Origin of the sequence: Alcaligenes faecalis, assembly GCF_002443155.1 — a bacterium.
Taxonomy (GTDB): domain Bacteria; phylum Pseudomonadota; class Gammaproteobacteria; order Burkholderiales; family Burkholderiaceae_B; genus Alcaligenes; species Alcaligenes faecalis.
This window is the reverse complement of record NZ_CP023667.1, coordinates 864,281-888,867: the sequence shown is the minus strand read 5'-3', so window position 1 is coordinate 888,867 and position 24,587 is coordinate 864,281. Positions and strand designations below refer to the sequence as shown.

The following is a 24,587-nucleotide window of genomic DNA, read 5'->3' as shown; positions in this document are numbered from 1 at the left end:
TCGACTCTCTCTTGCTTTACTACAACTATTCTTAATGAATACAACGCGCGGGACCTAGCTAGACATATCAGGCCTCGTCGTCAAACCAGTGGGCACGGGCACGCATGATCAGATCGCTGGCCGCATCTTGCGCCAGGCCGGTCATCTCGGACAGCTCGTCCGTTGCCAGTTCCGCCAGTTCATCCAGCGTTGTAATCTCGTTTTCGGCCAGTACGGCGATCAGCTCGGGCGTCATGCCCTCGACTCCTGCCAGTTCCTTGACCGCGGTCTGTACCAATTCTTCCTTGGCGATGGCCTCGCTCAGCAGTGCATTGCGGGCGCGGGCACGCAGCTCGTTGACGGTTTCTTCGTCAAAGGCTTCGATGTCCTGCAATTCCTGCATGGGCACATAAGCGATTTCTTCCAGACCGGTAAACCCTTCGTCGATCAGAATATCGGCCACGGCTTCATCCACATCCAGACGGGACATGAAGGTAGCGCGCAATTCTTCGCGCTCTTCGTCCTGACGGTTGCGGCTTTCTTCCGGTGTCATGATGTTGATCTGCCAGCCGGTCAGCTCCGATGCCAGACGCACGTTCTGACCACGCGAACCAATCGCCTTGGGCAGGTTTTCTTCGTCTACCACCACGTCCATGGCGTGCTTGTCTTCGTCCACCAAAATGGATTCGACGTGTGCCGGCGCCAGAGCACCGATCACAAATTCGGCCGGATCATCCGCCCACAACACGATATCGACCTGCTCACCGCCCAGCTCGTTGCGCACCGCAGTCACGCGCGAACCACGCATGCCCACGCAAGTACCGATAGGATCGATGCGCTTGTCATAAGCAATAACGGCGATCTTGGCGCGCACACCCGCATCACGGGCAGCGGCCTTGATTTCCAGCAGACCCTGTTCGATCTCGGGCACTTCGTTCTCGAACAGTTCTTTAATAAAGTCAGGCGCAGTACGCGACAGGATGACCTGCTGGCCACGTGCTGCGTAATCCACTTTCTGAACCCAGGCACGAACACGATCGCCCACGCGGATATTTTCCTTGGGGATCATTTCCGAACGAGGCAGACGTGCTTCGATCTTGCCCATTTCGATAATGGCATCGCCCTTATCCATGCGCTTGACCGTACCGGAAACAATGGTTTCACCACGTTCCAGGAAGTCGTTCAGAACCTGTTCGCGCTCGGCGTCGCGGATCTTTTGCAAAATGGCCTGTTTGGCCGCCTGGGCACCGATACGACCGAACTCGATAGGTTCGAGCGGCTCTTCGATGTAATCGTCCACTTGCAGCTCGGGATCGATTTCCTGGGCGTCCGACAACATTTCCTGTTTATCGGGCTCTTGCAGGCCGGCCTCATCAGGCACAACCAACCAGCGCCGGAACCCTTCGTGGGCGCCAGTTTCCCTGTCAATTTCCACACGGATATCGACATCTTCCTTGAAGCGCTTTTTCATGGCCGAAGCCAAAGCGCTTTCGAGCGCGGTGAACACGACATCACGCGCTACGGATTTTTCACGCGCCAGCGCATCGACCAGCAATAGAATTTCGCGACTCATCGCTTCTTACCCTTGAAATCAAGAACGGGATCCAATTTGGCACGATCCACCTGGTCATAGGTGAATTCGACCTGCGTCAGCTTGCCCGATGCTTCGTCCAGTTCCAGCCTAAAAACGGTATCCAGCGGAACACTAGCCGGTAGCGCCCCTTCAGGAGCGTGGAGCGTACCCACAAACACTTTCCGATTATCGAGTGCTTCGTGCAGGCGCACCTGCACCCGACTGCCCGCAAAACGCACGTAATCGCCAATGCGCAGCAAAGGGCGATCCACCCCCGGCGAGGTCACTTCCATGCGGTTGTAGTCCACGTTTTCCACTTCGAAAACGCGCGACAATTGTTTAGACACCCATTCGCAGTGTTCGATACGCACCCCTTCCGGGTGATCGATGATGATGCGTAACAAGCCTAGCGGCGCACGCTCCACGTCCACCAGTTCGTACTCGGTACCCGCCAGGGTCTCTTGTGCCAAAGCCAGAATGTCTGCCATAAAATCCAAAAAAAATGGGCTGTACGCCAGCCCATGGTCACCATGCACACTTGAGAGTCAAGCGGGCCCTGGTCTTGCGCATTGCCAACGTCAAATCGGGATAGTTGCAGGCGCAACCGAACCGGATGATCCACGCGGTCTTTACCTTGACTTTGCCTTGAAAGACCGCCCTATTCGCTGGCGCGCAGCATCAAAAAAGACCCAGCCGACACAAACGTCTCTGAGCCAAGTTCTATATTCTACCAGAAAACCGGAAAATACGTGCATTCACACGGCCTTACAGGCCCAAACCGCAGGGTTCGGGCCACAAACTCAAAGTCCGTGCGACTTGGCTTTACCGGCGCCCGCGTCCCAAGTGGGATTCATGGGCTGCCGAGCTGGCTGGCTGCCAGTCGTCATCACGACGGCTGACACGGCGCACCACCGTTGTTTTCTTCACAGACGCCCTGGGCGCTTGCCCGGCACCGGCGCGATCGGAAGCACCGCGACGGGTTGAAGGCGCACGTCCTTCCTGAGCACCGCGAGCGTGACCGCCACGGGCCTGATCACCACGACCTTGCTCACCACGCGCCTGATCGCCACGTGCTGGGCGGCGGCCATTATGCACACGGGCACCTTCCTGCGAACGCCCCTCGCGACCGCGACCTTCGTGTGTACGAGCCTCCGAAGAACGTCCTTCTGCCGAACGACCGCGCTGCTGCCCACGAGCACCCTGGCCGCTACGTGGAGCACCACGTCCGTGACCACCCTGTTCACGACGACCACCATCGGGATGACCGTTGGCCAGACCACCGCTGATGAACAAGGCGCCGCTGACGGATTCATTCACGCGCACATTGTTCGAGGAACGACCGCGACCAGCCACACGACCACCACGACCCATGCGAGCACCGCTCAGACCATTGTGCTCCAGCGTCCCGAAACCGGGAGGCAAGGCGCTATCGTGAGACAGTGGCTGGCGTTCGCGACGCTGGTGCGGGCCTTCGTCATCCGATTCCTTCACCAGGCCCAGACGCAGCATGAATGCCATCACCACATCGGCATCCAGCTCTTCCCAACGACCACGGCGCAGGTTTTTAGGCAGACCGACATCACCAAAACGGGTACGAATCAAACGGCTGACCGTCACACCCATGGCTTCAAACATGCGACGCACTTCACGGTTACGACCTTCATGAATTGTGACGCGATACCAACGGTTGCTGCCCTCACCGCCCAAAAACTCGATCAAACCGAACTTGGCCACACCGTCTTCCAGCTGCACACCATCACGCATGGACTGCATTTGCTCTTCGCTCAGCTCGCCCAGAACACGTACTGCGTATTCACGCTCGGCACCGTAGCGTGGATGCATCATGCGATTGGCAATATCGCCCGATGTCGTGAAGATCAACAAACCTTCGGTGTTCAAATCCAGACGACCAACAGACAACCACTTGCCCACTTTCAGGGAAGGCAGGCGACCGAACACGGTGGCACGACCCTCAGGGTCGTCGTGCGTAACAATTTCGCCAGCGGGCTTGTGGTACAGAATCACGCGCGGAGGGCGCTTGGTATTGGCCCGATTGATCAATTGACCATTAATACGCACCTTGTCGTCTGCACTGACACGTTGACCAATATGAGCAGGCTCGCCATTCACGGAAACACGGCCTGCAACAATCAGCTCTTCCATATCGCGGCGCGAACCGATACCGGCCTCGGCCAGCACCTTGTGCAATTTAGGCTGCACCAGCTCGCTGCCCATGTATTTACCCAGGCGCTGCGACAGACGATTTTGCTTGTCCAGGTGGCTGAATGCGATGTCGTCATCCCCATCCAGAATCACAACCGGCGCGTCATCAACCGGGTTCGAATAGCGAGCATCCTGCGCGCTGCCCTGGCGTTTGCCAGCACCACCGCGTGCATCTTGACGACGACCAGCCGGGGCGGGTTTGCGACGATTATTCTGTGGGCGAGCAGGACGGGCCTTGGCCTCACTAGGAGCGGCCGCCTGGGCCTCTTCATTCTGACGGGGAGCCGACTCTTGCGTGGCATCGCCACGACGGCGGCGAAACGGGGTGCGCAACTTGCGCCCTTGGCCTTTCGCGCGGGGATTCTTGGGGTCGGCCGCGCCAGAGGCGTCCGACATGGAGGCTGTGTTCGTCTCGTGCGAATCAGTCATTTTTAATCATTTACTCCAGAGTTTTTTATTTCATCCGGTGCCTGTATATCCGATAGGCCAGCCGTAGCCTGGGCCTCATCCACGGGGTCCGGTGTCGTATTCACTTCAGCTTGTTCAGTTTGTGGCCGCTCCGCCTCTGGAGCCGCCTCAAGCAAATCGTCCTGACTACCTGGCTCGGAATCCGGTTCGGACTCCAGCTCAAGCTGAGCAACAGAGGCCTGTAGCGGCTCCATGCTCACTTCCAAAGCAGCGTCTTGCTCTGCTTCTTGTTCTATTTCTTGCCCTGCTTCGGAACCCGTCTGCTGCGTTGCTGCAAAGGCAAACTCGTGCTCTGCGCCCTGCTCTGCCGCTTGCTCCTGGTTCTGACCCTGATGATCTTCACCCTGCCGTTGATCCGGTTGCTGACCCTGTTGCAGGTCCAGTTCTTGATCCTGCTCTTGATCTTGCTGTTGACCCTGTTCTTTGCCCTGCTCCTGATCAGCCGATGCCGCCTGCCCGTTTGGCAAGGACGCCAGCACATCCAGGGAATCCAGAGTTTCAACCGAAGGCAATTCATCCAAAGAACGCAGACCCAGATCGTTCAGAAACTGACGGGTCGTTCCCAGCAATGCCGGGCGTCCGGGCGCATCACGATAGCCCAGCACTTCAATCCAGCCCCGATCTTCCAGGGTGCGCACAATTTGAGTCGATACGCTGACACCACGTATGTCCTCAATATCCCCACGGGTAACGGGTTGCCGCCAAGCAATAATCGCCAAGGTTTCCAGCACGGCCCGCGAATACTTGGGCGCGCGCTCCAGACTGAGGCGGGACAAAAACACTTGCATGGCCGGGCGACTTTGAAAGCGCCAACCCGAGGCGACCTGAACCAATTCCAGGCCACGCTCTTTCCAATCCAGTTGCAAGATAGCCAGATAACGGCGCAGATCATCCGCGCTCAGCGGCGGGGAGACAAACATCTTGCGCAACTCGGCGCTGTTCATGGGCTGCTGCGCACACAGCAAAGCCGTCTCCAGGACTCGGATTATTTCACTTTCAGTCACTGCTGGGAAGCCTCACTTTCTGGCGATACTTGCATAAAGCAAAAATTCCATGTTAATATTTATCTTTTCCGGCGCGGGGTGGAGCAGCATGGTAGCTCGTCGGGCTCATAACCCGAAGGTCGTAGGTTCAAATCCTGCCCCCGCAACCATCATCCGGAACTGCTTAGCAGAATCAAACAAGCCAGCCAATTCGCGCTGGCTTTTTTGTTGCCCGCCGTTTTGATCTTCAATCTTGCGCGCAGCGCAGCCCATAGCCAGGGCACGCAGACCAGCCATCAGCACCGCGGCAACAATCCCAGCCACAGCAAAGGCCACCACAGCGGCCACAGCACGCACCCGAGCCACTATGGTCGCCACCGGGCCTTGTACAGGGCCGGACGCGCACGCAAGCCCACCGCCCTGGCTCAAACCAGAAACAGCCGCTTTAAAAGCAATTAAAAATGTTGTGTAAGCACACATGCTGATGATGAGTATGTCCGCAAGCCCTATCGGACTGGATTTGAATTGGCGCTCCTGATTGGCGGAACGCGAAAACAGCACAACAACGTTTGGGGCAATAACTGATCGGGGCGACAGGTCTACATTGTCAAATGCCAACATCAAGGCACCAACAGACCACCGCAGGGGTTATCGATTGCCTAAACCTGAAGCAAAGCCAGAAACAGAGAAATTCGTTTTGCCGGGACATCCCGCCTAGTAGGGGAGCCGACTGCTATCAAAGCCAGATGCCAGCCATCAAGAACTGGTCGCTATACAGGGAGCCGCTTGCGCGTTTGAGCTTTTAGAAATGCCAATCCGGCTGAACCTGTAAGCACAGTCCGTATTACACCATTGCGACCAGCAAGACGCAAGAAAATTGAGGGCCGTTTTATCCTGCCTTCATGCCCTTCCCGGCGACAATCGCCAAATATTAATGAAATAAACACGCCACACTATGTACATAATCAAAAACTATGTTATAGTTACTTTTCTGACGCGGGGTGGAGCAGCATGGTAGCTCGTCGGGCTCATAACCCGAAGGTCGTAGGTTCAAATCCTGCCCCCGCAACCAAATTTAAAAAACCGTCGCTTATGCGGCGGTTTTTTTTGTCCTGCTTCCGGCGCTCACACTACCAGGCTTTCCCGCCGCTTGCGACAAAGCAAGCAGCACGCCCCGGACACGCCTTGCGCCCTAAGCCATAGCGTGTGTTGAACAGCACCCTCACTATCAATCGTAAAAGCCAGAAAAGCACTGCCAGCCCTGACAGCCAACAGTGCTTGGTGCCGATCAATTCGATGCGTCGGCCTTGCCAAGGCCAAACAACTTCAAGCCATAACGCAGGTGATCACGCAGCCAGACATAGGCAGAGGGGACTTCTTGCCCTGTATCGAACCTGGCTTTCACCTTCAGGCCGGACATCAATTTACGCATTTGATCCACAGACAAGCCAGACTCCAGGCGTGCTGCAGGCCAAGGCGGGTCCATGTTCATCTCCAGTGACAAACGTCCCTCGGGTGCGGGAAGTTGGGCGATGAAGGCCAGCAAGGCATTGCGACTATCCCGATCAGCCACCGAGTCAGGCATCAGCTGCACGGAAGTACGGGCTGCCAACAAGGCCTTCTCGACGGCGGGACGCGGGTCCTCGTACATGCTCATGTTCAAGACCAATGCAGGCATGACCATGGTCTGGATCAGATTCTGATTATCCAGGTACAGATTCAGGCTTTTAAGCTCCACCTGCTCCAGCTCATCCGCGCCCAAGGAACGTCCTGCTGCCGATGGAATCTCGAATTGAGCCTGAACACGAACCTCACGCAGGTACTTGCTGCGCAGTCGGAGCTGCTCCACATCCAGTTGCGCCGAGGCCGAGTCCCACTTGTACTTAAGGGAAAAATCCATGGGCTTGGCTTGCAGGCGCATCACGTAGTCCTGCCCTGGCAAACGCCCTGTCAGAACGTAGATTCCGCTTACTCGTAGATCCATGGAATCAGGAATAGCTTGCTGCTCGGAAAGTTTTGCCAAACCCTCATCACGCAGGATCAGCTCATCAAAGGCCAGCAGCATCGATGAAAAGCCGGCCGACAACTGTCCGTTCTGAACCAGACATGCTCCATCCTGATCCAGCATCTGCAACTCATCGCCGAATTGCGGCTGCAAGACGACGTGATTACGCAAATACTCACAAGCAGGACCTGCTTGAGCCGAACTCGCCAGCACCATCACGGCACCCAGCGTCAACGCAATTTTCTTCATGAATTCCTCGTATTGGGCAAGCACAGGCGACAATGCCCAACAAGCCTTCCCTTTGCATGAAACGCTGGCTAGTATACAAAGCCGTCAGGGGCAATACCCTACCCCTGTTTCAAAATAGGCGCACTGAAGTCCCCCTTGCCATGGCCAGCACTGAACCCATCCAATTTTCACTTTGCACACAACTGAGTCAGCTCGACGCGGCACACTGGGACGCGCTCTCTGGCCATCACCTGCTGCTCAGCCATGCTTTTTTGACAGCTCTGGACGCCGCTGGCTGCGCCACGCCACAGACAGGCTGGTCGCCCCATTACCTGTTGATGCATCGTGGACAGAGGCTGTGTGGCGCCGTACCCCTGTATCTGAAGCATCACTCCCGGGGGGAGTATGTGTTTGATCAGGGCTGGGCTCAGGCCTATCACCGCCATGGGCTGGACTATTACCCCAAGCTCCTGTGCGCGATCCCCTTTACGCCTGTCAGCGGCCCTCGCCTGCTGGCTCGCTCCCAGGAAGATCGCGTGCTGCTGGCCCGACAACTGATCCAGCTGACACAGAGCAATCAGTTGTCCTCTGTGCATGTGCTGTTCCCGAATCCGGACGACAGGCAGGCTCTGGAGCAAGCAGGTTTCATGATTCGCCATGATGTGCAGTTTCACTGGCAGAACCAGGACTACGGCAACTACGAGGACTTTCTGGCCTCCCTGACCCAGCAAAAGCGCAAAAAAATGCGACAGGACAGCCGCAAGGTCTACGAACAGGGCCTGTCCTTTGAACACAAGCAAGGCCAGGACATTAGCGAGCAGAACCTGGACTACTTCTACCAGTGCTACGCCAACACCTATCAGGAGCGTGGACAACGCCCTTATTTGAATCGGGATTTCTTTGCGCGCCTGCACGCGCAGTTACCCGAATCCCTGGTGCTGATTCTGGCGCAGCAAGATGGACAAGACGTGGCCTGCGCCCTGTCGCTACGGGACGGGCACACACTTTATGGACGTTACTGGGGCTGTACTCGATACGTACCTGGCCTGCATTTCGAGACCTGCTACAACCAGGCGATTCAGTTCTGCATTGCGCAGCAACTGCGTTTCTTTGAAGGCGGCGCTCAAGGGGAGCACAAGCTCTCGCGCGGCTTGCTGCCCACTCCCACCAGCTCGGCGCACTGGATTGCAGACCCGCGCTTTGCCCACGCCATTGAAGAGTTCCTGCATGAAGAAGCGGGCCATGTGGCCCGCTATCAGGAAGCACTCAGCAGCCATACCCCGTTTAAAACGCTGGCAGGCTAAAAATCAGTCTTTCTTGTCTTTGCCTGGTGGCGCAAAGGGAAAGACCGAAAACATTTGCCGGGTCTGATCCTGCATCTGGTCCTGCATTTGCACGAACAGATTCTTGCTTTGATCGATATAGCTGTTCATGACGGTTTGCATCACAGGCGCCTGTATGCTCATGAATTGTGCCCAGGCCTCGGGGCCGAACTGTCCACCATACACGCCCTTGGACTGTTCGGTCATGCGCTCCTGAATCTCCATGAAGGCCTGAATGTTCTTTTCCAGATACGAGCCCATCACCCCCTGCATGGCATTGCCATAAAAGCGGATGATCTGCATCAGCACCGGAGTGGAGAACATGGGGATACCCCCGCTTTCTTCCTCAAGAATGATCTGCAACAGAATACTGCGCGTCAGGTCCTCGCCGCTTTTGGCATCGACGACCGCGAACTCCTCTCCTGACAGGACCAGTTGCTTGACATCAACCATGGTGATGTAAGCGCTGGCCTGCGTGTCGTACAAGCGACGATTGGGGTATTTCTTGATGAGTCGAGGGGATCCCATGCTGGTGCTTACTTCCTAATCAATAAAACAAAAACACGCGCTATGCACTGCAACAAGCCTTAGCTCATGTGCAAGCCACCGTTCAGGGAGAAATCCGCACCCGTGGCAAAACCGGAATCACCCGAAGCCAGCCAGGCCACCATGGAGCCAATTTCATCCGGCGTACCCAAACGGCCCACTGGAATGGTCGCCACGATTTTCTCCAGAACATCGGGGCGAATCGCACGCACCATGTCCGTACCAATATAACCGGGGGAAATAGTATTGACCGTCACCCCCTTATTGGCAACCTCCTGGGCCAGGGCCATGGTAAAGCCGTGAATCCCGGCTTTGGCCGTGGAGTAGTTGGTCTGGCCAAACTGTCCTTTTTGCCCGTTCACCGAACTGATGTTGATGATACGGCCCCACTGACGCTCTACCATGCCATCAATGACTTGCTTGGTCACGTTGAACAAGCTGTTCAGGTTGGTGTCGATCACCGCACGCCAATCTTCCTGGCTCATTTTACGGAAGGTGCCGTCGCGTGTAATCCCGGCATTATTGACCAGCACGTCCACACGACCAAAATCGGCAAATACCTTTTTAAAGGTCTCAACGGTCGAGTCCCAGTCTGCTACGTTGCCCACCGAAGCATGAAATGTGTAGCCCAGCTCGGCCTGCTCGCCCAACCATTTCTGAAAATCACGGTTGGGGCCGCAGCCGGCAATAACGGTAAAACCGTCTTTGGCCAGGCGCTGACAAATGACTGTCCCTATCCCTCCCATACCACCAGTTACGTAAGCTACTTTGCTGCTCATATACATCTCCTGAAAGGGGTGACAAAGCTCGATCCCTTTGCCGGCCCGGGCAATGTAAAGCCTGACATCGGGATAAAGGAAGCAGGCCGATTACCCTGCTCCCGAAACCTGAAAAATTGAAGAATTAACTGGCGCGTACTTTGACGTAACTGCCGGGCGCCTCTTCCAGAACGGGATAACGCGCATGGCCCAGGCGACGTTTTGCACGACGTCGCGAGCCCGACAAGGGCGCAATCCAGGCAATCCAGTCTGTCCACCAGCTGCCGGGTACGGACTGGGCTCGCTCCATATACTGCTGGGCATCCAGCGTGGCGACCGGCTCGCCATCTTGCAGCACCCAGTAATTGCGGCGCTGCTTGGCAGGCGGGTTAATGACACCTGCGATATGGCCCGAGGCTCCCAGCACAAAGCGATGCTGGGCCGCAGGCAAGGCCTGCAAGGACGCGTAGGCCGACTGCCAGGGCACGATATGGTCTTCTTTGGAGCCATACAGGTACACAGGCAAATCCAGTTGGCTCAAATCCGCGCGGTGCGCCCCCACGGGGACACCACCCTTCTGAACCAGCCTGTTTTCCAGATAGGTATTGCGCAAATACCAGGTAAAGAAAGGACCGGGCAAATGGGTGCCGTCGGAATTCCAGTACAGCAAGTCAAAAGCAGGTGGCTTTTTACCTTGCAAGTAGTTGCTGTTCACATAGTTCCAAACTAGCTCGGCGGGACGCAGGAAAGAAAAGGTACTGGCCAGCTCGCGAGCATTGAGCAAACCACCCTGCCCCAACTGCCACTCCCGAAACGCGACCTGTGCCTCGTCAATAAAGACGTTCAGCATGCCCACGTCGGTAAAGTCCAGCATGGTGGTCAGCAAGGTCATGGAAGCGGCCGGGTCCTGGCCTTTATCGCGTGCCAGTGCCAAGGCACTGGCCAGCAAGGTGCCACCAATGCAAAAGCCCAGCGTGTTGATTTTCTCCTGTCCCGACAGCTCTTGGCTGACGCGAATCGCCTCCAGCACGCCTTGCTCCAGATAATCCTGCCAGCTCAGGGCATGAATATGGGCCGCGTCGTTAGGCTGGGGATTTCGCCAGGACATCAGGTACACCGTCAGCCCCTGATCGAGGGCATGACGCACAAAAGAATTCTCGGGCTGCAAGTCCAGAATGTAGAACTTGTTGATGCACGGGGGCACGATCAGCAAGGGCACGGCATGCACCATGCTGGTGGTGGGTGCGTACTGAATCAACTGAAAAATATCGTTCTGGAACACCACGGCACCCGAGGTGGTGCCCACGTTTTGCCCCAACTGAAACTGGCTTTCATCCGTTTGGGTCATGCGCCCTTTCTGCCAGTCGTCCATAAAATTGGCCATGCCTTCCAGCACAGACTGGCCGCCCGTCTCCATCATGGTTTGCAGGGCCTGGGGGTTGAGCATCAGATAGTTGCTGGGCGACATGGCCTCAGCCCACTGCATCATGGAAAAGCTCAGACGCTCGCGCTGTGCGGCGTCCAGCTCCATCAGGTCCAGCATCTCGTTCATGGCCTGAACGCCAAGCTGCCAGACATGGGCATTGAACGAGGCGGTAGGATTGCTCTGCCAGGCGGCATCCGCAAAACGGCGATCCTGTGGGGGTGGCAAGGCGCCGCGTTGGGCCTGGTCCCACAGATCCTGCCACTGCTGCATGTAACGAGCCTGAAGTTCAGCACAGCGGGTGGCATCCATCGGTTTGCCAAAACCTTGAAAAGCACTGTTGTTACTCGACATCTGCCACCTGTAAACGAATTGCAAATACGCTTAGAGCATGACGTTCGTAACAAAAGCAGTCAATTGGGGTAATTAATTAGGCTGGCACGCCAATAGACGGAATTAAAGATTCCATATCGTATTCAATACGATCAAAAAACCGTTAAAGCGGGTTCAAGCGAGCAATGGTGGCCTGTCGGCCCGTCAAGGACGAGCGCCGGTAGGAATAAAACAATTCATTGTCTTGAAACGTGCACAAGCCACTTAAATGCACCGTCATTTTGCCGGGGCCCAATTTTTCCAGTCGATGGCGTGCAATACCCGGCAAATCCGCCTGCCATTTTCCAGGACGCTGTCCCTGAGTAAAAAAGGCGGCCAATTCAGGCTCGTCCAGGACATAGGCATCAAAGACCTCCTGCCCGACTTCGAAGTGCTCCTGACTGATCGCCGGCCCAATCCAGGCTTGCCAGGACTGGGCTTGCGGACAACGAGCAGTCATCGCCTGCCAGGTACGCTCCAGGACTCCGGCTTGCAAACCACGCCAACCAGCATGGGCCACGCCCAGCACCTGGGCCTGCTCGTCCCAGATCACCACCGGCAGGCAATCCGCCGTCAGAATGGCCAGGGTGCGATCCCGACGTGTGGTGATAGCGGCATCAAACTGTCTGGGTACGGCAGGCAGGATGTCCTGATCCGCATCCAGTACCTCTGTGCCGTGTACCTGTGCCAGCCAGACCGGCTCCGAACCCAGGAAGTCTACAAGCCGCTGCCGATTGACCTGCACTCGCTCCGGATCGTCGCCAGTATTCAGGCCCAGGTTCAGGCTATCGCGCTCGTCCTGACTGACGCCGCCTGCCCGCGTTGTACAAAAATAAAGCAGCCCCTCTTGTTCGGGGCCGCTAACAGTAGCAATCAGCTTTGAGTGTGCCATTCAATCGTCTCTGCAACAGATTGATAATCAGACGGTGGCTCCGCCGAGAAGCTGCGGCGCTCGCCCGTATCGGGGTCCTCAAACTCCAGCACGTGGGCATGCAGCATTTGGCGCTGCGCCCCCGCGACGACGCGACCACCATAGAGGGTATCGGCTAGCAAGGGATGCTTGATCGAACTCAGGTGGACACGGATCTGGTGGGTACGGCCTGTCTCCAGGCGGCAAGCCACTTCGGTCACGGCTTCCTCGCCCGCATAACCCTGACGCAACATTTGATAATGCGTTACAGCATGCTTGGGGGCAACCGACGGCCCAGTACTCATGCGCACGGGCACGCGCAAATCGCGTCCAATCGGCTCATCGACCGAGCCCTGGCCCGGCAAGACACCATGGACCAACGCCAGATATTGGCGTCCCATGCTACGCTCTTGCAGTTGTCGGACAAAGTGAGTTTGTGCGACTTCTGTGCGAGCCACCACCAGCAAGCCGGAAGTGTCTTTGTCCAGCCGGTGTACAACACCGGCACGGGGTACCTGACGCAGATTGGGGAAGCGAAACAGCAAACCATTGAGCAAGGTGCCACGCCAGTTACCCGCGCCCGGATGCGTGACCAGACCCACTGGCTTGTTAACCACCAGCCAGGAGTCGCTTTGAGCCACAATCTCGAAGTCCACGTCATCAGGTTCGAAGGCCATGTCTTCTGGGGCCTGTTGTTCCCAGACCAGCACGGTATCACCGGGGTAAACCGTATGCTTGACCTTGACGGCCTGGCCGTTGACGAGAACATGCCCACTCTCGACCCAGGACTGTAGACGGCTGCGCGAATGCTGTGGCAGTAAACGCGCTAACGTCTTGTCCAGACGATCGGGAGACGCAGTGATGGGAAGGATAAAACGCAGTGCGTCGGAAGAAACAACACTATCTTTTTCAGTATCTGTGTCAGGCATGGCGACAAATCATATAATTGAGCAGCAATGCTAACACCAAGGACGCTTTTGTGACTCGCCTGAACCTGAACTTGCCACGCATTCGTGGTACCAAGCTGGCCCAAGTAGCCGCATTAATGCTGGCTGCCACTTTGCTTGCTGGCTGCGGCACTACCAAAAAAGAAGTTGACCCCACCTCGGGTTGGACCGCCGAGCGCCTGTATAAAGACGCCCGTGAAGAAATGTCCGCCGGCAACTGGAAAGACGCGCGTACCCGCCTGGAAGCCGTCGAGTCCCGCTACCCCTTTGGCACTTACGCACAGCAATCGCTGATCGACCAAGCCTATATCAACTGGAAAGACGAGGAGCCTGCCAAAGCCTTGGCCGCTATCGACCGCTTCCAGAAGCAATACCCCAGTCACCCCGGTACCGACTACATGTTGTACCTGAAAGGGCTGATCTCCTTTACGCCTCCTAGCGCTGCCCTGTCCAACATTACCCAACAGGACCCCAGCGAGCGTGACCCCAAAGGTCTGCGCGAATCCTACGAAGCCTTTAATGATCTGCTGCAACGCTACCCCAATAGCCGTTACGCGCCAGATGCCGCCAAGCGCTTGACCTGGCTGGTCAGCACTATCGCCCAGAACGAAGTGCACGTGGCCGAGTACTACTACAAGCGCGGCGCTTACGTGGCTGCCGTCAACCGTGCGCAAACCGTGATTACGGACTTCAAGGGCGTGCCTATTGCTGAACGCGCGCTGTACTTGATGTACCTGTCCTACGACAAGATGGGTCAAACCGAGCTGCGTGACACCACCAAACGCGTGATGGACGAGAACTTCCCGGACTCCACTTATTTCAAGGATGGTCTGGACGCCAAGGTGAACTACTGGAACCCGATCAACTGGTTCTAAACCTTGAAGCAAAGCAGCGAAAAATACGGACTGCTTTTGTGAAGCAAACATAAAGCGCTTCACAGAAAGCAGCCCAAAAAAAGGGCCGAATCCCATCCCGGATTCGGCCCTTTTAGTTTTCCAGCGTCAAACTGATGTTCCTTGCCAGCTCGTTCTGCCCTGCTCCACATAGCAAAGACGACCTGTCAGGTAACTTCTTCCCCTGTGGTCGCCCAAGCACGCCTATCCTCACTGCCTGCAGAGCATCCAGCTATCACCCCACTTTCTTGGCATTATCCTTTTGCACGCTATACATACGCTCTGCAAAAGCCTTGGCCTTGGCCGGGTCCAGAGGCTGACCGCCCAGAATCTTCATGGTGTCGTCCAGATAAACCATCCGGTCTTCCAGCTCTTCCTGCAGGCCAATCAGGTAATAGCCAATCTGACAAAAGTACGTCGTCCGGGCTCGGGTCTGGGCTTCGATCTCTTCCAGACCCATACGCTGAAAGAAATTGGCCAAGGCATTCATGCAGGCCTTGTCCGCCCGCGCGACGGCCTGACGCACCCGCTCGGAGCGCCTGGCCCAATCACGCATGGCCATGTCCAGACCCGGTTCAAAACGGGACACGTCCAGCCAGGTGGAGAACAGGGACAACATGCCATCTTGCAGATTGTCCACATTCTCCAGCGCCAGCATGGTGGAGCGCATGTTCTTTTGCTCCCAGAAACCGACCAGCCCATCGAGCAAGTCGTCCCTGTCCTTGAAATGCCAATAAAAGCTGCCCCGCGTGACGGCCATAACTTGCGCCAGCCGGGTGATGCGCACCGCTTCCACGCCTTCCTGCATAAACAGGCGAATGGCAGCCTCCAGCCAATCCGCCCGCGTCAAATGCACATTGGGCTCGGTCAGTGCCCCAGCCTGGGCCACGCGTTCAATCAGTTCCTTATCGCTCATATCGCCTGCTTGTAGAGTCGCTTTAGTCGCCAAAGTATACCGGCGCTCCTCTTATAACAGGCCCAGCATTCGTGGAAACGCCAAGGAAACGGCGGGCACGAAGGTGGTGATCAATTGAATCGGAATGGCCACAAACACAATCATGGCGATGGCCGGGCCAAAGGAGCGATGTACCGCGACTTTGCTGATGCGGCAGGACATATACAACACAGGTGCCATCGGCGGGCTGTTGGAACCCACAATCACCGCACACGCCACAATCGCGGCGAACTGCACCGGACTGACATCGGCCACGCCCACCAAAGGCAACAGCAAGGGGGCCACCACCACGGTCAAGGACACATCATCAATAATCATGCCCACCAGAATCAGGAACACATTGACTATCAGGAGAATGCCAATGGGGCTGTCCACCAGACCCGTTACAAAGGTGGTCAGGTCCTGCGGCACACCCTGGGCGACCAGAATGCGGCCAATCAGGAAAGAGAACAACAAGATCAGGATGACCGTCCCCGTGGTCTCTGCCGTGCGCACAAAGCTGTCGCACAACTTGCGCATGCTCAGCTCGCGGTACACAAAGCAGCCAATACCGATGACCAGCACAACCGCGACTGCCGCCGCTTCTGTAGGCGTGAAGATACCGCCGTAAATCCCGCCCAGAATCAAGGCAGGAATACACAGGGCAGGAATGGCATAGAACAAGGTCTTGAGCGAGGAACGCCCCTTGGCCTCATCAGCAGGTTGAGCAGGCGACTCCTTGAACCAGCGCCCCGCCACGACGTAATTGAACAGAATCAGGCCAGCCATCAAGAGCAAGCCCGGTCCAATCGTCGCCGCAAAGCAGGCCACCACGGATTGCTGTGTCACCACGGCAAACAAGATCATGGTGATGGAGGGCGGGATCAGAATCCCCAGCAAAGAAGAAATCCCCAGCAGGGCTGCCGAATACTGGCGCGGATAACCGCGCTGCTCCATGGGGTCGACCAGAATGGTGCCAATGGACGCCACCGCCGCCGAGGCCGTACCCGAAATCGCCCCGAACACTCCGGAGGCCAGAACCATGCTGGCCCCCATGCCACCGCGGCGATTCTTGACCAGCATCTCGGCAAAGCCCACCAAACGGTGCGCAATGCCGCCGGCCTGCATCAGATAACCCGCCATGATGAACAAGGGCAAGGCTAGCAAAACCAGGGAGTTCAAGGAACGGAAACCTTGCAGCATCAAGGTATTCAAGTTGACGTCATACACCAGCGTCAACATCAGCAAGGTACCGGCAAAAGACCAGGCTACCGGCACCCCAACACCCAGCAGGAACAGCAGCAAGAGAACAGAAAATCCAGCATGCATAATCAATGGCCTCCCTGGCGCAAGGCCATCAAAGACTGATAAACATCGCGCAAGGCATACAACAGGCTACCGACTGCGTTCAGGCCAATTGCAGACTGAGGTACCCAGACAGGAATCCCCAGCTCCGCCATGGTGGTCGAGAACCGGGAACCCCACATGAACATGCGCAAGGTCCAATAAGCAAAGGCCACCACAATAATCAGCACCAGCACCGACACAAAGAAACGGTGAATGGCGCGCGCCCGTGGCGTCTTCAAACGATGGGACAGGTAATCCACCACCAGATGCTGCCGGGACTGGCTGGCAATCAGCGCCCCCGTCATGTACAGCCAAATTGCGGCCACCATCACAATGGTGTGCACACCGATTGCCGGCCAGTTCAGGTAATAACGTGCAGCCACCACGTAGGCCAAACCTGCCGCCACCACAATGCTGGACACAATGGCCAGCCATTCCAGGGCGATCAGGGTCGGCCCGCGCTTGATCGGGATGTCCTCACTCACATTCATACTCCCTTGATCCAAAGTGCTCACTTCAGAGCCGAGGCGTTTTTCTCGATATGGGCCATGATGCTGTCGCCTACTTCGGCGTGCATGGAGGGCCACACCTTGGAGCGAACATGCGTACCCAAAGCCGCCAACTGATCCTTGTCGAGTTCAACGTAGTTTTTACCCAGCGCCTTCCACTTCTCCACAATGGCCGCGTCGGCCACCTGAGCCTTGGCAAACTGCTCTTGCATGATGGTGATGGCCGAGGTCTGGATCACTTCCTGCTGCTCGGGCTTCAAGGCTTCCCAGGCTTCCAGATTCATGGACAACACGCCGGTAATGAACTGTTGCTTGCTGCGCACGTAGTAATCCAGCGTGTCGCGGAAGTATTCGTAGTCGTAATAAATGACGTTGGCCGCATCGCCATCCACCACGCCGGTCTGAATTGAAGTAAACACTTCCCCCCAGTCAATGACCGCTGTCTGATAGCCCATGGCTTGCACGGACTGCTGCATCATGGAAATCGGGGGCACCCGTACCTTGATGTTCCTGGCGTCCTCCACCGTCACCGCATGCTTGCCCTTGGTGGCGACGCCATTAAAGCCTTCAGGCCAGGCACCAAAGAACTTCAAACCGTTCTCTTTGTAGATACCGTCCAGCGTCTCATTCAACCAGCCACCGGGCTGGTAAGCGGCCAAGGCCTCTTCCCAAGTGGTGAACATATAGGGGGTGTAGATCACCGCAATGCGCTTGTCGTAGGAAGTCATGGGCCAGTTCAACATCAACTGCACATCACCGGCCACGTGCTGATCAAACACCTCTTCCTGACCACCCAACTGGTTCTGATAAAAAACGCGGGGCGACACGGCGCCTTGCGTGCCTTCTTTGATCATCGCGGCCCACTTCTCGATGGCATCACCGCTAGGCGAACCTTGCGCGCCCGAGTCCGTTGCAATGCGCATGGTTTGTGCGGACACGGTGGCCGCGCTCAGGCTGAACATTACCGTCAGCAAAGTCTTGCTCAAAAGCTTCATAACTCCTCCTGGGTATTTCTTTTAAATTTATTGTTCAAACGTCGGGTATCAGGCTTCCGCTCGGTGCCGCCACAGTTCCCAGCCCAAACGGGCCCGGACACCCACATCCAGAAACGGCCGTGGTGGCAAGGCATCGGGTTGTCCCAAGGCCTGCATATCGGCAATCAAGGGATTGTCCACACCGCAAGCCAGATCCGCGACCAACATGCCGGAGATCGTGCCCTTGGTCAGCCCCACCCCGTTCTGACACACCGCGGAATACACATGCGGGGCCACCTGACCAAAGCCGGGCGAGCCATTACGGGACAGGCAGATAAAGCCCGTCCAGGTGTGCTCCATTTCCACGTTCTTCAAATTCGGGAAACGCTCGTCAAACAGGGTTTTGTGCTCGATGCGCACGCGGCGACGGCTCTCGTCATCGCTACGCAAATTGGGGGCGTACGTCATGTGCTGACGAATCAGAATGCGCTGGTCATTGGTGCGACGCATGGTAATGCCCACAAACGCGTTGGCGGGCGTCAAACCCCAGCTGGGCAAACCACCCAATTCGCGCTGTTCGCTTTCCGTCAGGCAACGGGTCAAGCTGGCATGAGCCGCCATCGGCATCAGCTTGCCGCTATAAAAACCGAACTGCTCCGCAAAGACGTTTACGGCCAGAATCATCTTGCCTGCACGAACCTTGCCACCGGGGGTTTCCAGCGTGACGCCATCGCCTTGCTGCAAGGACAGCACGGGCGTTTTTTCGTAAACGGTGACGTTGGGAGGCATATTGTCGGCCAGACCACGCGACAGACCCGCCGGGTTCAGCAACACGGTACCGGGGGTATAAATGCCTGTGCGGAAATGCTTGAACCCCAGCTTGTCGTGCAAGGCCTTACCATCCAGCCACTCATGCGGTTCCTTCAAGGACTCCAGCACCTGCAGCGTAGGCTTCAAGGTTGTGCGTACGCCTTCCTCGGAAACCGCAGCGTGGAATTTCCCGATGGGGCTCCAGTCGCACTCGATACCGTAACGCTCAACCTGGGTTCTTAGATAAGCAATCGCCGTACGCGCAAGGCGCACATGCGAGCGGGCGGCGTCCAGTTCGCCCATGGAACTGCCGACGTTATGAGGGCTATCAATCGCAAAGCCGGAGTTTCGGCCTTGAGCGCCCTCGCCCACCAGATCGGCCTCCAGCACCACGATGCTGTCACCGGGGCGGTTCTCTGCCAGGCGACGGGCAGCGGCCAAACCGGCCAGGCCACCGCCGACAATCACCCAATCAGCCTGCACGTCTTTGGCCAAAGCGGGTTTGGGCGTACGGGGAGCCAGGAGCCGACTCCACCCATTGGTCTTGTCGTTCTCAGGCAGACGCGTAATTTTCTTGATGCTCATGCCGCCGTCCGTGCGCTGGCCCAGTTGCTGGGATGCAGGCAGTAGTGGATCAGGGCAGACTCTGCTTCGTAGATCAAAGGCGTGCCTGCGGGCAACCACACACAATCACGTGGACCGGCTTCCAGAATGCCCTGCGGCGTATGAATGCGCATGCTGCCCTCGATCACCGTCACGACCTCGTCGTACAACACGGTCCATTCAATGCGAGCCTGATTCAAGCGCGCATACCCCGCCCCCAAAGGCGTCCCATCCTCCTCACCCACGATTTCCGCCAACTGCGCCATCTCCGGTTTTTCCTGTCTGGGCTGGAAGACCAAATCGTCAAAACGCATTACTCGCGGCAAAGTTTTTTCTGTTGTCATGTGGATCACCAAACACAAGTGGTTTTAGAACATACATAGTTGTATGTTGTGATGGTAATGAGCCGAATTTGACGCGTCAATGCGTGGAGAGATGGGGATTACCCTGCGTTCCAGGCGGGAGAGCTTTATATTTAAATAATTAAATTAGCCTTGTGACAGGATCTGAAAGGAGGGAGCTTCGCAGCGTTTGGGGCTGTTTTTAGTAGGCTTATTGATAAGAAAAATAGCGCATGACAGTGGCGACTATTCAACAAGCAGTCGCTAAGCCGCAGGAATGAAATGGAGTTCTTCAGCCACAGCCAGAAAGCAAGGAAGATGGCGAGACTCCATCTGCGCACATTCCTTCGCAAAGCCTATCTACGCCTGTTTTCTGCGCAACGCTTCTTCCAGCTTTTCACGCCCTTCTCCCATCAGCCAAGAACGCAGCGAGACAAGTTCAGGATTGATTTCTCGCATCAGACCGAGGTCCACCTGTTCTGCAAGAGGGCCATCCTCCAGACTTGACGCCATATGTCCCAAATCGGCGTTGGCAGCTAATACTTCATCAGGGAATCGGGCATAGGTGATAGAGCGACCTGCGGCTTCAGAAAAGGCGGCCTCCAACTCCTGGCCGGTCACGCGATCACTGGCGATCTTCAAGCTCATTCCGGCAAAGCGCGCCCTGTCCGCAAACAGGGCGGCAACGATTCTCCCTATGTCTTGCACGGCAGTAAGTTGGATCGAATGATCACGGTGTATCAGGGACACCAGCCGTCCCTCCTCCAGGCCAAAGCCTGGACGTACAAGCATCTCCATGAAGATCATGGGACGGATGATGGTTGCAGTCAGCGGCAGTTCGCGAATATGTGCCTCAGTACGAGGCTTGGCATCAAAGCGCGCAACACCTGTCAGTTTGTCCCCAGCGCTAGCCCCCGAGGAATAGATGAAATGCTCGACGCCATTTTTTGCCGCCAGATCAGCAAGGCGTGTGCCATAACAAACCTCCTCTTCTGCTGATAGGTTCGCAGGCATCACGCTGAATACGCCATACACATCCTTCATGGCCGACGCGATAAGATTGGCATCGTCCAATGACCCTTGCACGATTTCGGCGCCTGCTTCCCGCAGAGCGATTGAAGCCGGTTTGGATGGAGATTGCACAAAGGCGCGGACAGGCCAGTGAGCCTCCAGAAGTGCTTTGGCCACCGATCCGCCTTGCCGGCCTGTGGCTCCGAAAACCAGAATGGGACGATGTACTTTGTTCATGATTCAGCTCGAAAAAAAAGAGAATGTCGTATTCTTTCCTCGATATCTGAATTGCGGAAGACGGCACTTTTTTTAACCTCAGGCACAAAAATGAAACCCATAGATCCAGCAGAGTCGGATTCTCTCAAGGAGAAGCCCAACAGCGACTCATCCTTCCAGCCGATTCCCTTGAATGGAATCTGCACGCGACTCGGTGACAAATGGACCGTGCAGGTCATCTGGCGCCTTGCCATCGCGGGTGATCGTCGACTGCGATTTTCCGAAATCAAGCGTGAGGTGGAAGGAATCACACAGCGCATGCTGACGCTGACACTCAGAAACCTGGAACGAGATGGCTTGGTAGAACGCCATTATTTTCCCGAGGTCCCCCCACGTGTGGAATACGAACTGACGGAGATGGGGAAAAACATGCTCGATGCGCTGAAAGGCATCAATGTGTGGGTCAGAGAGAACCTTCCGCGTATACAGGAATCACGTCAAACCTACGATGCCAAAAAGCCTTGATATAGAGTTACTGAGTCACAAGACCATGAATCATGAACAAGCAGAAACACAGGTACTGCAAGCCATTCCTGTACTGGCAAAGGATCAAAGTATTGAGGAGTGCATCGCTCAACTGCAAGCCAGCGGCCTGTCTGAAGTCCGTGCGACCAAACTTTGCGTGATGATTCCCGAAGCCTTCGGACTGGCACTGGCCTGGCGCCTGGGCGCAGCACTGCCTGATGAAGAGCAGATGTTTGATGTGCACAATCGCGCAGGCGAGACGGTTCAGGTCCCCATGCTGGGCCAGCATGTGTTTTCCGTCGCGCTGGCAATGGCGGTGGCGGTGCTCAAAAAAGGCTGGTTTACGCCTATCACTCGGGAAGCGTTTGAGGCAGTCAGCAATCGCAGTGCCGTCATGTCCATTCTTCAGCAGGTAGAGGGCAGTCTGGAAGGCGCTGGCACACCCAGCCTGTTCTTATGGGGCTTGGTGGCAGAGGACATCGTCGCAGACGAGTCCTTGCCCTCGCTTTAATAGACAAAATACGCTCAAGCCTGCTCCGAGCTGTCGTTCAGCTCCACATCACTGACCTGAGCGCTCTGCCGCCTGGCTTTCTGCTCCCGCAGAAACGCCAAGGCACGAGCAGGATCACGGGTACGGGCAAAGGGGGGCAAACCCCGCCACAGCAATTTGCCGTAGGGTTTCTCGACAATACGGGTGTCGCCCACCATCAGCACGCCCCAGTCGCGCTCGGTACGGATCAGACGCCCTGCCCCTTGTTTCAAGGCAATGGCAGCTTCGGGCAACTGGTATTCCATGAAGGGATTACCACCCCTGTCCTTGCACTCTTTGATACGGGCTTCCAACACCGGATCATCGGGTGGTGCAAAGGGCAGCTTGTCGATAGCAACCAGCGTCAAGGCGTCACCGGGCAGGTCAATCCCTTCCCAGAAGCTGGCACTACCCACCAGCACCGCATTGCCACGCGCACGGAACTCGTCCAGCAGGACCTGCCGTGAACGCTCCCCTTGGCGCAGCACATTGCGCTCTATGTCTTCCCGATCAAATCGGTCCCGCAGCATATCTGCAATCCGCTCTACCGAGCGCAAGGTGGTACAGAGCACCAGCACACCGCCCTGACCGGCCTTGATCAGCGGAATGAGCGCATCCACGAAAGCCTGGTTGAAGTTCGGATGACTAGGAAGCGGCAAGGTGCTGGGCACATAGAACAGCGCCTGATTCGGGTAATCGAAAGGCGAAGCCCAGGCTTCGGTGCGCGCATCGAACAAGCCCAGCTGTCGCTTGAAGTGGTTGAAATCCCCATGCACCGACAAGGTGGCCGAAGTCAGCACCCAGGACTGCTCCTTGCCTCTGTAGCGCGAGAAAATCTTGGCCACCGACAAAGGCGCACTGTGCAGGCGCAGATAGTGCTGGCCGCTTTCTACCCAACGCACAAACTCGTCGGGTTGGTCTTCATCTTTTTCACTTTCGGGCAGATAGGCGTGGCGGCCCTGACGGTCGGGCTGGCTCCATTGGAACAAGCGTGCACGCAATTCCAAGGCACTTTTATGCGCTGCCGCCAGATCTGGATGGCGTTCAGCCACCATGGCCAGCATCTTGATGACCTTGTCGAAGGTCCCCAGCAAATTCTCCAGCGCTTCATCAAAAAGCTCGGGCTCGGGCAAGGCCTGGAAAGTGGCACGACCACCTTGAGCCGCCAGCGACGCGGTACGCAAATGCAAATCCCGAGCCGCCTGCTCCAGCTTGCGGGCAACCTGACTCCAGTCCACGGTCTCGCGCGCCTGGGCCAGCCCTGCCGCTTCTATCTGCCGACACAAATCCGTTAATTGATACAAGGACACGCTGCTACCCAGAAAGCGGGTGGCCACGTCGGGTAATTGGTGCGCTTCGTCAAACACCACCAGATCCACGCTGGGCAGCAAATCCGTCACGCCCTCTTCGCGCAAGGCCAAATCGGCCATGAACAAGGCATGGTTAACCACCACCACATCAGCATCCTGAGCATGCCGACGTGCTTTCATCACAAAGCAGTCGCGCACAAAGGGACAATCCTGCCCCAGGCAGTTATCCCGTGTGGAAGTGACTCGGTGCCAAATATCGGCGTCCTCGGGGACTTCGGCCAGCTCGCCCTTGTCACCGCTACGGCTGCGCTCGGTAAAAAGCTGGATGGCACGCAGATAAGCAATTTCCGCACGGGACTTCAGGGCCCGGTCATCCTGCCCCAATCGCTCCAGATGGTAATGACAGACGTAGTTGCTGCGCCCCTTGAGCAAGGCCACATCCACTGGCAAGGCCAGCGCTTTACGCAGGTGGGGAATATCCCGACGGAACAATTGATCCTGCAAGGTACGCGTTCCTGTCGAAACCAGCGCTTTGCCCCCTTGCATGAACACGGGCACCAGATAGGCCCAGGTCTTGCCCGTGCCTGTGCCCGCCTCGGCAATCAATACGCCGGACTCGGCGACCGTCTCGCTGATGGCTTGGGCCAGCTCCAGCTGAGCCTGCCGCGGACGATAGTGCGGAACAGACTCTGCCAGTGGGCCTTGGGGAGAAAAGATATCGGAATAATCCTGCAACAACATGGGGCAAAACCGCTCAGGGAGAGGTGACGAATGACAGAACTGTCTACAATCACAGTGGAATACATACAAGATGATACCTGCCAATTCTGGGTCGCTGCCGGTCTTTA

General features: G+C 56.6%; 22 protein-coding genes and 2 tRNA genes. 6 read left to right on the top strand and 18 right to left on the bottom strand.

The window, feature by feature from the left end:
• Positions 1-67 precede the first annotated feature (67 nt).
• The 4 genes from nusA to scpB form a co-directional block, all read right to left on the bottom strand.
• Positions 68-1,552, bottom strand: coding sequence for a transcription termination factor NusA (nusA, locus tag CPY64_RS04080; protein WP_042484214.1), 1,485 nt, complete (start codon positions 1,550-1,552; stop codon positions 68-70).
• Positions 1,549-2,040, bottom strand: coding sequence for a ribosome maturation factor RimP (gene rimP, locus CPY64_RS04075; RefSeq protein WP_042484488.1), 492 nt, complete (start codon positions 2,038-2,040; stop codon positions 1,549-1,551). The genes nusA and rimP overlap by 4 nt, the downstream gene beginning before the upstream one ends.
• 334 nt (positions 2,041-2,374) lie before the next feature.
• The gene (gene rluB / locus CPY64_RS04070; protein ID WP_042484211.1) at positions 2,375-4,204 is read right to left on the bottom strand and encodes a 23S rRNA pseudouridine(2605) synthase RluB; all 1,830 of its coding nucleotides are present in this window, start codon (positions 4,202-4,204) and stop codon (positions 2,375-2,377) included.
• 2 nt (positions 4,205-4,206) lie between these two features.
• Entirely contained in the window at positions 4,207-5,247 is a 1,041-nt protein-coding gene (gene scpB / locus CPY64_RS04065) for an SMC-Scp complex subunit ScpB (protein ID WP_080723740.1), read from the bottom strand.
• Between the two features lie 72 nt (positions 5,248-5,319).
• On the opposite strand from scpB, the gene CPY64_RS04060 reads away from it, so the two are divergent.
• Together CPY64_RS04060 and CPY64_RS04050 are read left to right on the top strand one after the other, a co-directional pair.
• A tRNA-Met gene (locus CPY64_RS04060) sits at positions 5,320-5,396 on the top strand.
• 825 nt (positions 5,397-6,221) lie between these two features.
• Positions 6,222-6,298: transfer RNA gene (locus CPY64_RS04050), tRNA-Met, on the top strand.
• Positions 6,299-6,514: 216 nt separating this feature from the next.
• On the opposite strand, the gene CPY64_RS04045 is transcribed toward CPY64_RS04050, so the two are convergent.
• Positions 6,515-7,480 carry a hypothetical protein gene (locus CPY64_RS04045; protein ID WP_042484483.1) on the bottom strand — a complete coding sequence of 322 codons (966 nt, stop codon included), beginning with the start codon at positions 7,478-7,480 and terminating at the stop codon, positions 6,515-6,517.
• Positions 7,481-7,620: 140 nt separating this feature from the next.
• Here CPY64_RS04045 and CPY64_RS04040 point away from each other — a divergent pair, with 140 nt between their 5' ends.
• Entirely contained in the window at positions 7,621-8,763 is a 1,143-nt protein-coding gene (locus tag CPY64_RS04040; RefSeq protein ID WP_042484205.1) for a GNAT family N-acetyltransferase, read from the top strand.
• Between the two features lie 3 nt (positions 8,764-8,766).
• Here CPY64_RS04040 and phaR read toward each other — a convergent pair whose 3' ends face one another.
• The 5 genes from phaR to CPY64_RS04015 all read right to left on the bottom strand — a co-directional run bounded on the left by phaR (position 8,767) and on the right by CPY64_RS04015 (position 13,719).
• Entirely contained in the window at positions 8,767-9,309 is a 543-nt protein-coding gene (phaR, locus tag CPY64_RS04035) for a polyhydroxyalkanoate synthesis repressor PhaR (RefSeq protein ID WP_009457627.1), read from the bottom strand.
• Positions 9,310-9,368: 59 nt separating this feature from the next.
• Positions 9,369-10,106, bottom strand: coding sequence for an acetoacetyl-CoA reductase (gene phbB / locus CPY64_RS04030; RefSeq protein ID WP_009457629.1), 738 nt, complete (start codon positions 10,104-10,106; stop codon positions 9,369-9,371).
• A gap of 124 nt (positions 10,107-10,230) precedes the next feature.
• Positions 10,231-11,862 (bottom strand): PHA/PHB synthase family protein, encoded by a 1,632-nt coding sequence (locus tag CPY64_RS04025; protein WP_042484201.1) that lies wholly within the window; start codon positions 11,860-11,862, stop codon positions 10,231-10,233.
• Between the two features lie 142 nt (positions 11,863-12,004).
• Positions 12,005-12,772, bottom strand: a complete 768-nt coding sequence (gene pgeF, locus CPY64_RS04020) for a peptidoglycan editing factor PgeF (protein WP_042484197.1) — start codon at positions 12,770-12,772, stop codon at positions 12,005-12,007.
• Positions 12,754-13,719, bottom strand: coding sequence for an RluA family pseudouridine synthase (locus CPY64_RS04015; RefSeq protein WP_052362931.1), 966 nt, complete (start codon positions 13,717-13,719; stop codon positions 12,754-12,756). Before CPY64_RS04015 ends, pgeF begins: the two co-directional genes overlap by 19 nt.
• 95 nt (positions 13,720-13,814) lie before the next feature.
• On the opposite strand from CPY64_RS04015, the gene CPY64_RS04010 reads away from it, so the two are divergent.
• Complete coding sequence (locus CPY64_RS04010; RefSeq protein ID WP_171902910.1) at positions 13,815-14,612, top strand: outer membrane protein assembly factor BamD; 798 nt, start codon at positions 13,815-13,817, stop codon at positions 14,610-14,612.
• Positions 14,613-14,865: 253 nt separating this feature from the next.
• Here CPY64_RS04010 and CPY64_RS04005 read toward each other — a convergent pair whose 3' ends face one another.
• The 7 genes from CPY64_RS04005 to CPY64_RS03975 form a co-directional block, all read right to left on the bottom strand.
• Positions 14,866-15,546, bottom strand: a complete 681-nt coding sequence (locus tag CPY64_RS04005) for a TetR/AcrR family transcriptional regulator (RefSeq protein WP_052362930.1) — start codon at positions 15,544-15,546, stop codon at positions 14,866-14,868.
• A gap of 51 nt (positions 15,547-15,597) precedes the next feature.
• Positions 15,598-16,893: a TRAP transporter large permease gene (locus CPY64_RS04000; protein ID WP_052362929.1), complete on the bottom strand. Its 1,296-nt coding sequence runs from the start codon at positions 16,891-16,893 to the stop codon at positions 15,598-15,600.
• 2 nt (positions 16,894-16,895) lie between these two features.
• Entirely contained in the window at positions 16,896-17,402 is a 507-nt protein-coding gene (locus CPY64_RS03995) for a TRAP transporter small permease (protein WP_042484193.1), read from the bottom strand.
• 20 nt (positions 17,403-17,422) lie between these two features.
• A complete protein-coding gene (gene dctP, locus CPY64_RS03990) occupies positions 17,423-18,415 on the bottom strand; it encodes a TRAP transporter substrate-binding protein DctP (protein ID WP_042484192.1) in 993 nt (330 codons plus the stop codon).
• Between the two features lie 48 nt (positions 18,416-18,463).
• A complete protein-coding gene (locus CPY64_RS03985; protein ID WP_042484190.1) occupies positions 18,464-19,789 on the bottom strand; it encodes an NAD(P)/FAD-dependent oxidoreductase in 1,326 nt (441 codons plus the stop codon).
• On the bottom strand, positions 19,786-20,151 hold the full coding sequence (locus CPY64_RS03980; protein WP_226791329.1) for an ethanolamine utilization protein EutQ: 366 nt from the start codon (positions 20,149-20,151) through the stop codon (positions 19,786-19,788). The genes CPY64_RS03985 and CPY64_RS03980 overlap by 4 nt, the downstream gene beginning before the upstream one ends.
• 357 nt (positions 20,152-20,508) lie before the next feature.
• The gene (locus tag CPY64_RS03975; protein WP_042484185.1) at positions 20,509-21,396 is read right to left on the bottom strand and encodes an NmrA/HSCARG family protein; all 888 of its coding nucleotides are present in this window, start codon (positions 21,394-21,396) and stop codon (positions 20,509-20,511) included.
• Positions 21,397-21,486: 90 nt separating this feature from the next.
• Between CPY64_RS03975 and CPY64_RS03970 the strand changes: the two genes are divergently transcribed.
• Positions 21,487-21,900, top strand: a complete 414-nt coding sequence (locus CPY64_RS03970) for a winged helix-turn-helix transcriptional regulator (RefSeq protein ID WP_052362928.1) — start codon at positions 21,487-21,489, stop codon at positions 21,898-21,900.
• Positions 21,901-21,925: 25 nt separating this feature from the next.
• Positions 21,926-22,411: a hypothetical protein gene (locus tag CPY64_RS03965; protein WP_042484183.1), complete on the top strand. Its 486-nt coding sequence runs from the start codon at positions 21,926-21,928 to the stop codon at positions 22,409-22,411.
• Positions 22,412-22,425: 14 nt separating this feature from the next.
• Here the strand turns inward: CPY64_RS03965 and CPY64_RS03960 are convergent, their stop codons facing one another.
• A complete protein-coding gene (locus CPY64_RS03960; protein ID WP_042484181.1) occupies positions 22,426-24,480 on the bottom strand; it encodes a DNA repair helicase YoaA in 2,055 nt (684 codons plus the stop codon).
• Positions 24,481-24,587 lie beyond the last annotated feature (107 nt).

Coding starts and splice junctions, on each gene's coding strand:
- CPY64_RS03980 (WP_226791329.1), bottom strand. CDS start 20,151: ATGACAACAGAAAAAACTTTGCCGCGAGTAATGCGTTTTGACGATTTG.
- pgeF (WP_042484197.1), bottom strand. CDS start 12,772: ATGGCACACTCAAAGCTGATTGCTACTGTTAGCGGCCCCGAACAAGAG.
- rimP (WP_042484488.1), bottom strand. CDS start 2,040: ATGGCAGACATTCTGGCTTTGGCACAAGAGACCCTGGCGGGTACCGAG.
- nusA (WP_042484214.1), bottom strand. CDS start 1,552: ATGAGTCGCGAAATTCTATTGCTGGTCGATGCGCTGGCGCGTGAAAAA.
- CPY64_RS04045 (WP_042484483.1), bottom strand. CDS start 7,480: ATGAAGAAAATTGCGTTGACGCTGGGTGCCGTGATGGTGCTGGCGAGT.
- CPY64_RS03970 (WP_052362928.1), top strand. CDS start 21,487: ATGAAACCCATAGATCCAGCAGAGTCGGATTCTCTCAAGGAGAAGCCC.
- rluB (WP_042484211.1), bottom strand. CDS start 4,204: ATGACTGATTCGCACGAGACGAACACAGCCTCCATGTCGGACGCCTCT.
- CPY64_RS03960 (WP_042484181.1), bottom strand. CDS start 24,480: ATGTTGTTGCAGGATTATTCCGATATCTTTTCTCCCCAAGGCCCACTG.
- CPY64_RS03965 (WP_042484183.1), top strand. CDS start 21,926: ATGAATCATGAACAAGCAGAAACACAGGTACTGCAAGCCATTCCTGTA.
- CPY64_RS04040 (WP_042484205.1), top strand. CDS start 7,621: ATGGCCAGCACTGAACCCATCCAATTTTCACTTTGCACACAACTGAGT.
- CPY64_RS03975 (WP_042484185.1), bottom strand. CDS start 21,396: ATGAACAAAGTACATCGTCCCATTCTGGTTTTCGGAGCCACAGGCCGG.
- dctP (WP_042484192.1), bottom strand. CDS start 18,415: ATGAAGCTTTTGAGCAAGACTTTGCTGACGGTAATGTTCAGCCTGAGC.
- CPY64_RS04015 (WP_052362931.1), bottom strand. CDS start 13,719: ATGCCTGACACAGATACTGAAAAAGATAGTGTTGTTTCTTCCGACGCA.
- CPY64_RS04025 (WP_042484201.1), bottom strand. CDS start 11,862: ATGTCGAGTAACAACAGTGCTTTTCAAGGTTTTGGCAAACCGATGGAT.
- phbB (WP_009457629.1), bottom strand. CDS start 10,106: ATGAGCAGCAAAGTAGCTTACGTAACTGGTGGTATGGGAGGGATAGGG.
- CPY64_RS03985 (WP_042484190.1), bottom strand. CDS start 19,789: ATGAGCATCAAGAAAATTACGCGTCTGCCTGAGAACGACAAGACCAAT.
- phaR (WP_009457627.1), bottom strand. CDS start 9,309: ATGGGATCCCCTCGACTCATCAAGAAATACCCCAATCGTCGCTTGTAC.
- CPY64_RS04000 (WP_052362929.1), bottom strand. CDS start 16,893: ATGCATGCTGGATTTTCTGTTCTCTTGCTGCTGTTCCTGCTGGGTGTT.
- CPY64_RS04005 (WP_052362930.1), bottom strand. CDS start 15,546: ATGAGCGATAAGGAACTGATTGAACGCGTGGCCCAGGCTGGGGCACTG.
- CPY64_RS03995 (WP_042484193.1), bottom strand. CDS start 17,402: ATGAATGTGAGTGAGGACATCCCGATCAAGCGCGGGCCGACCCTGATC.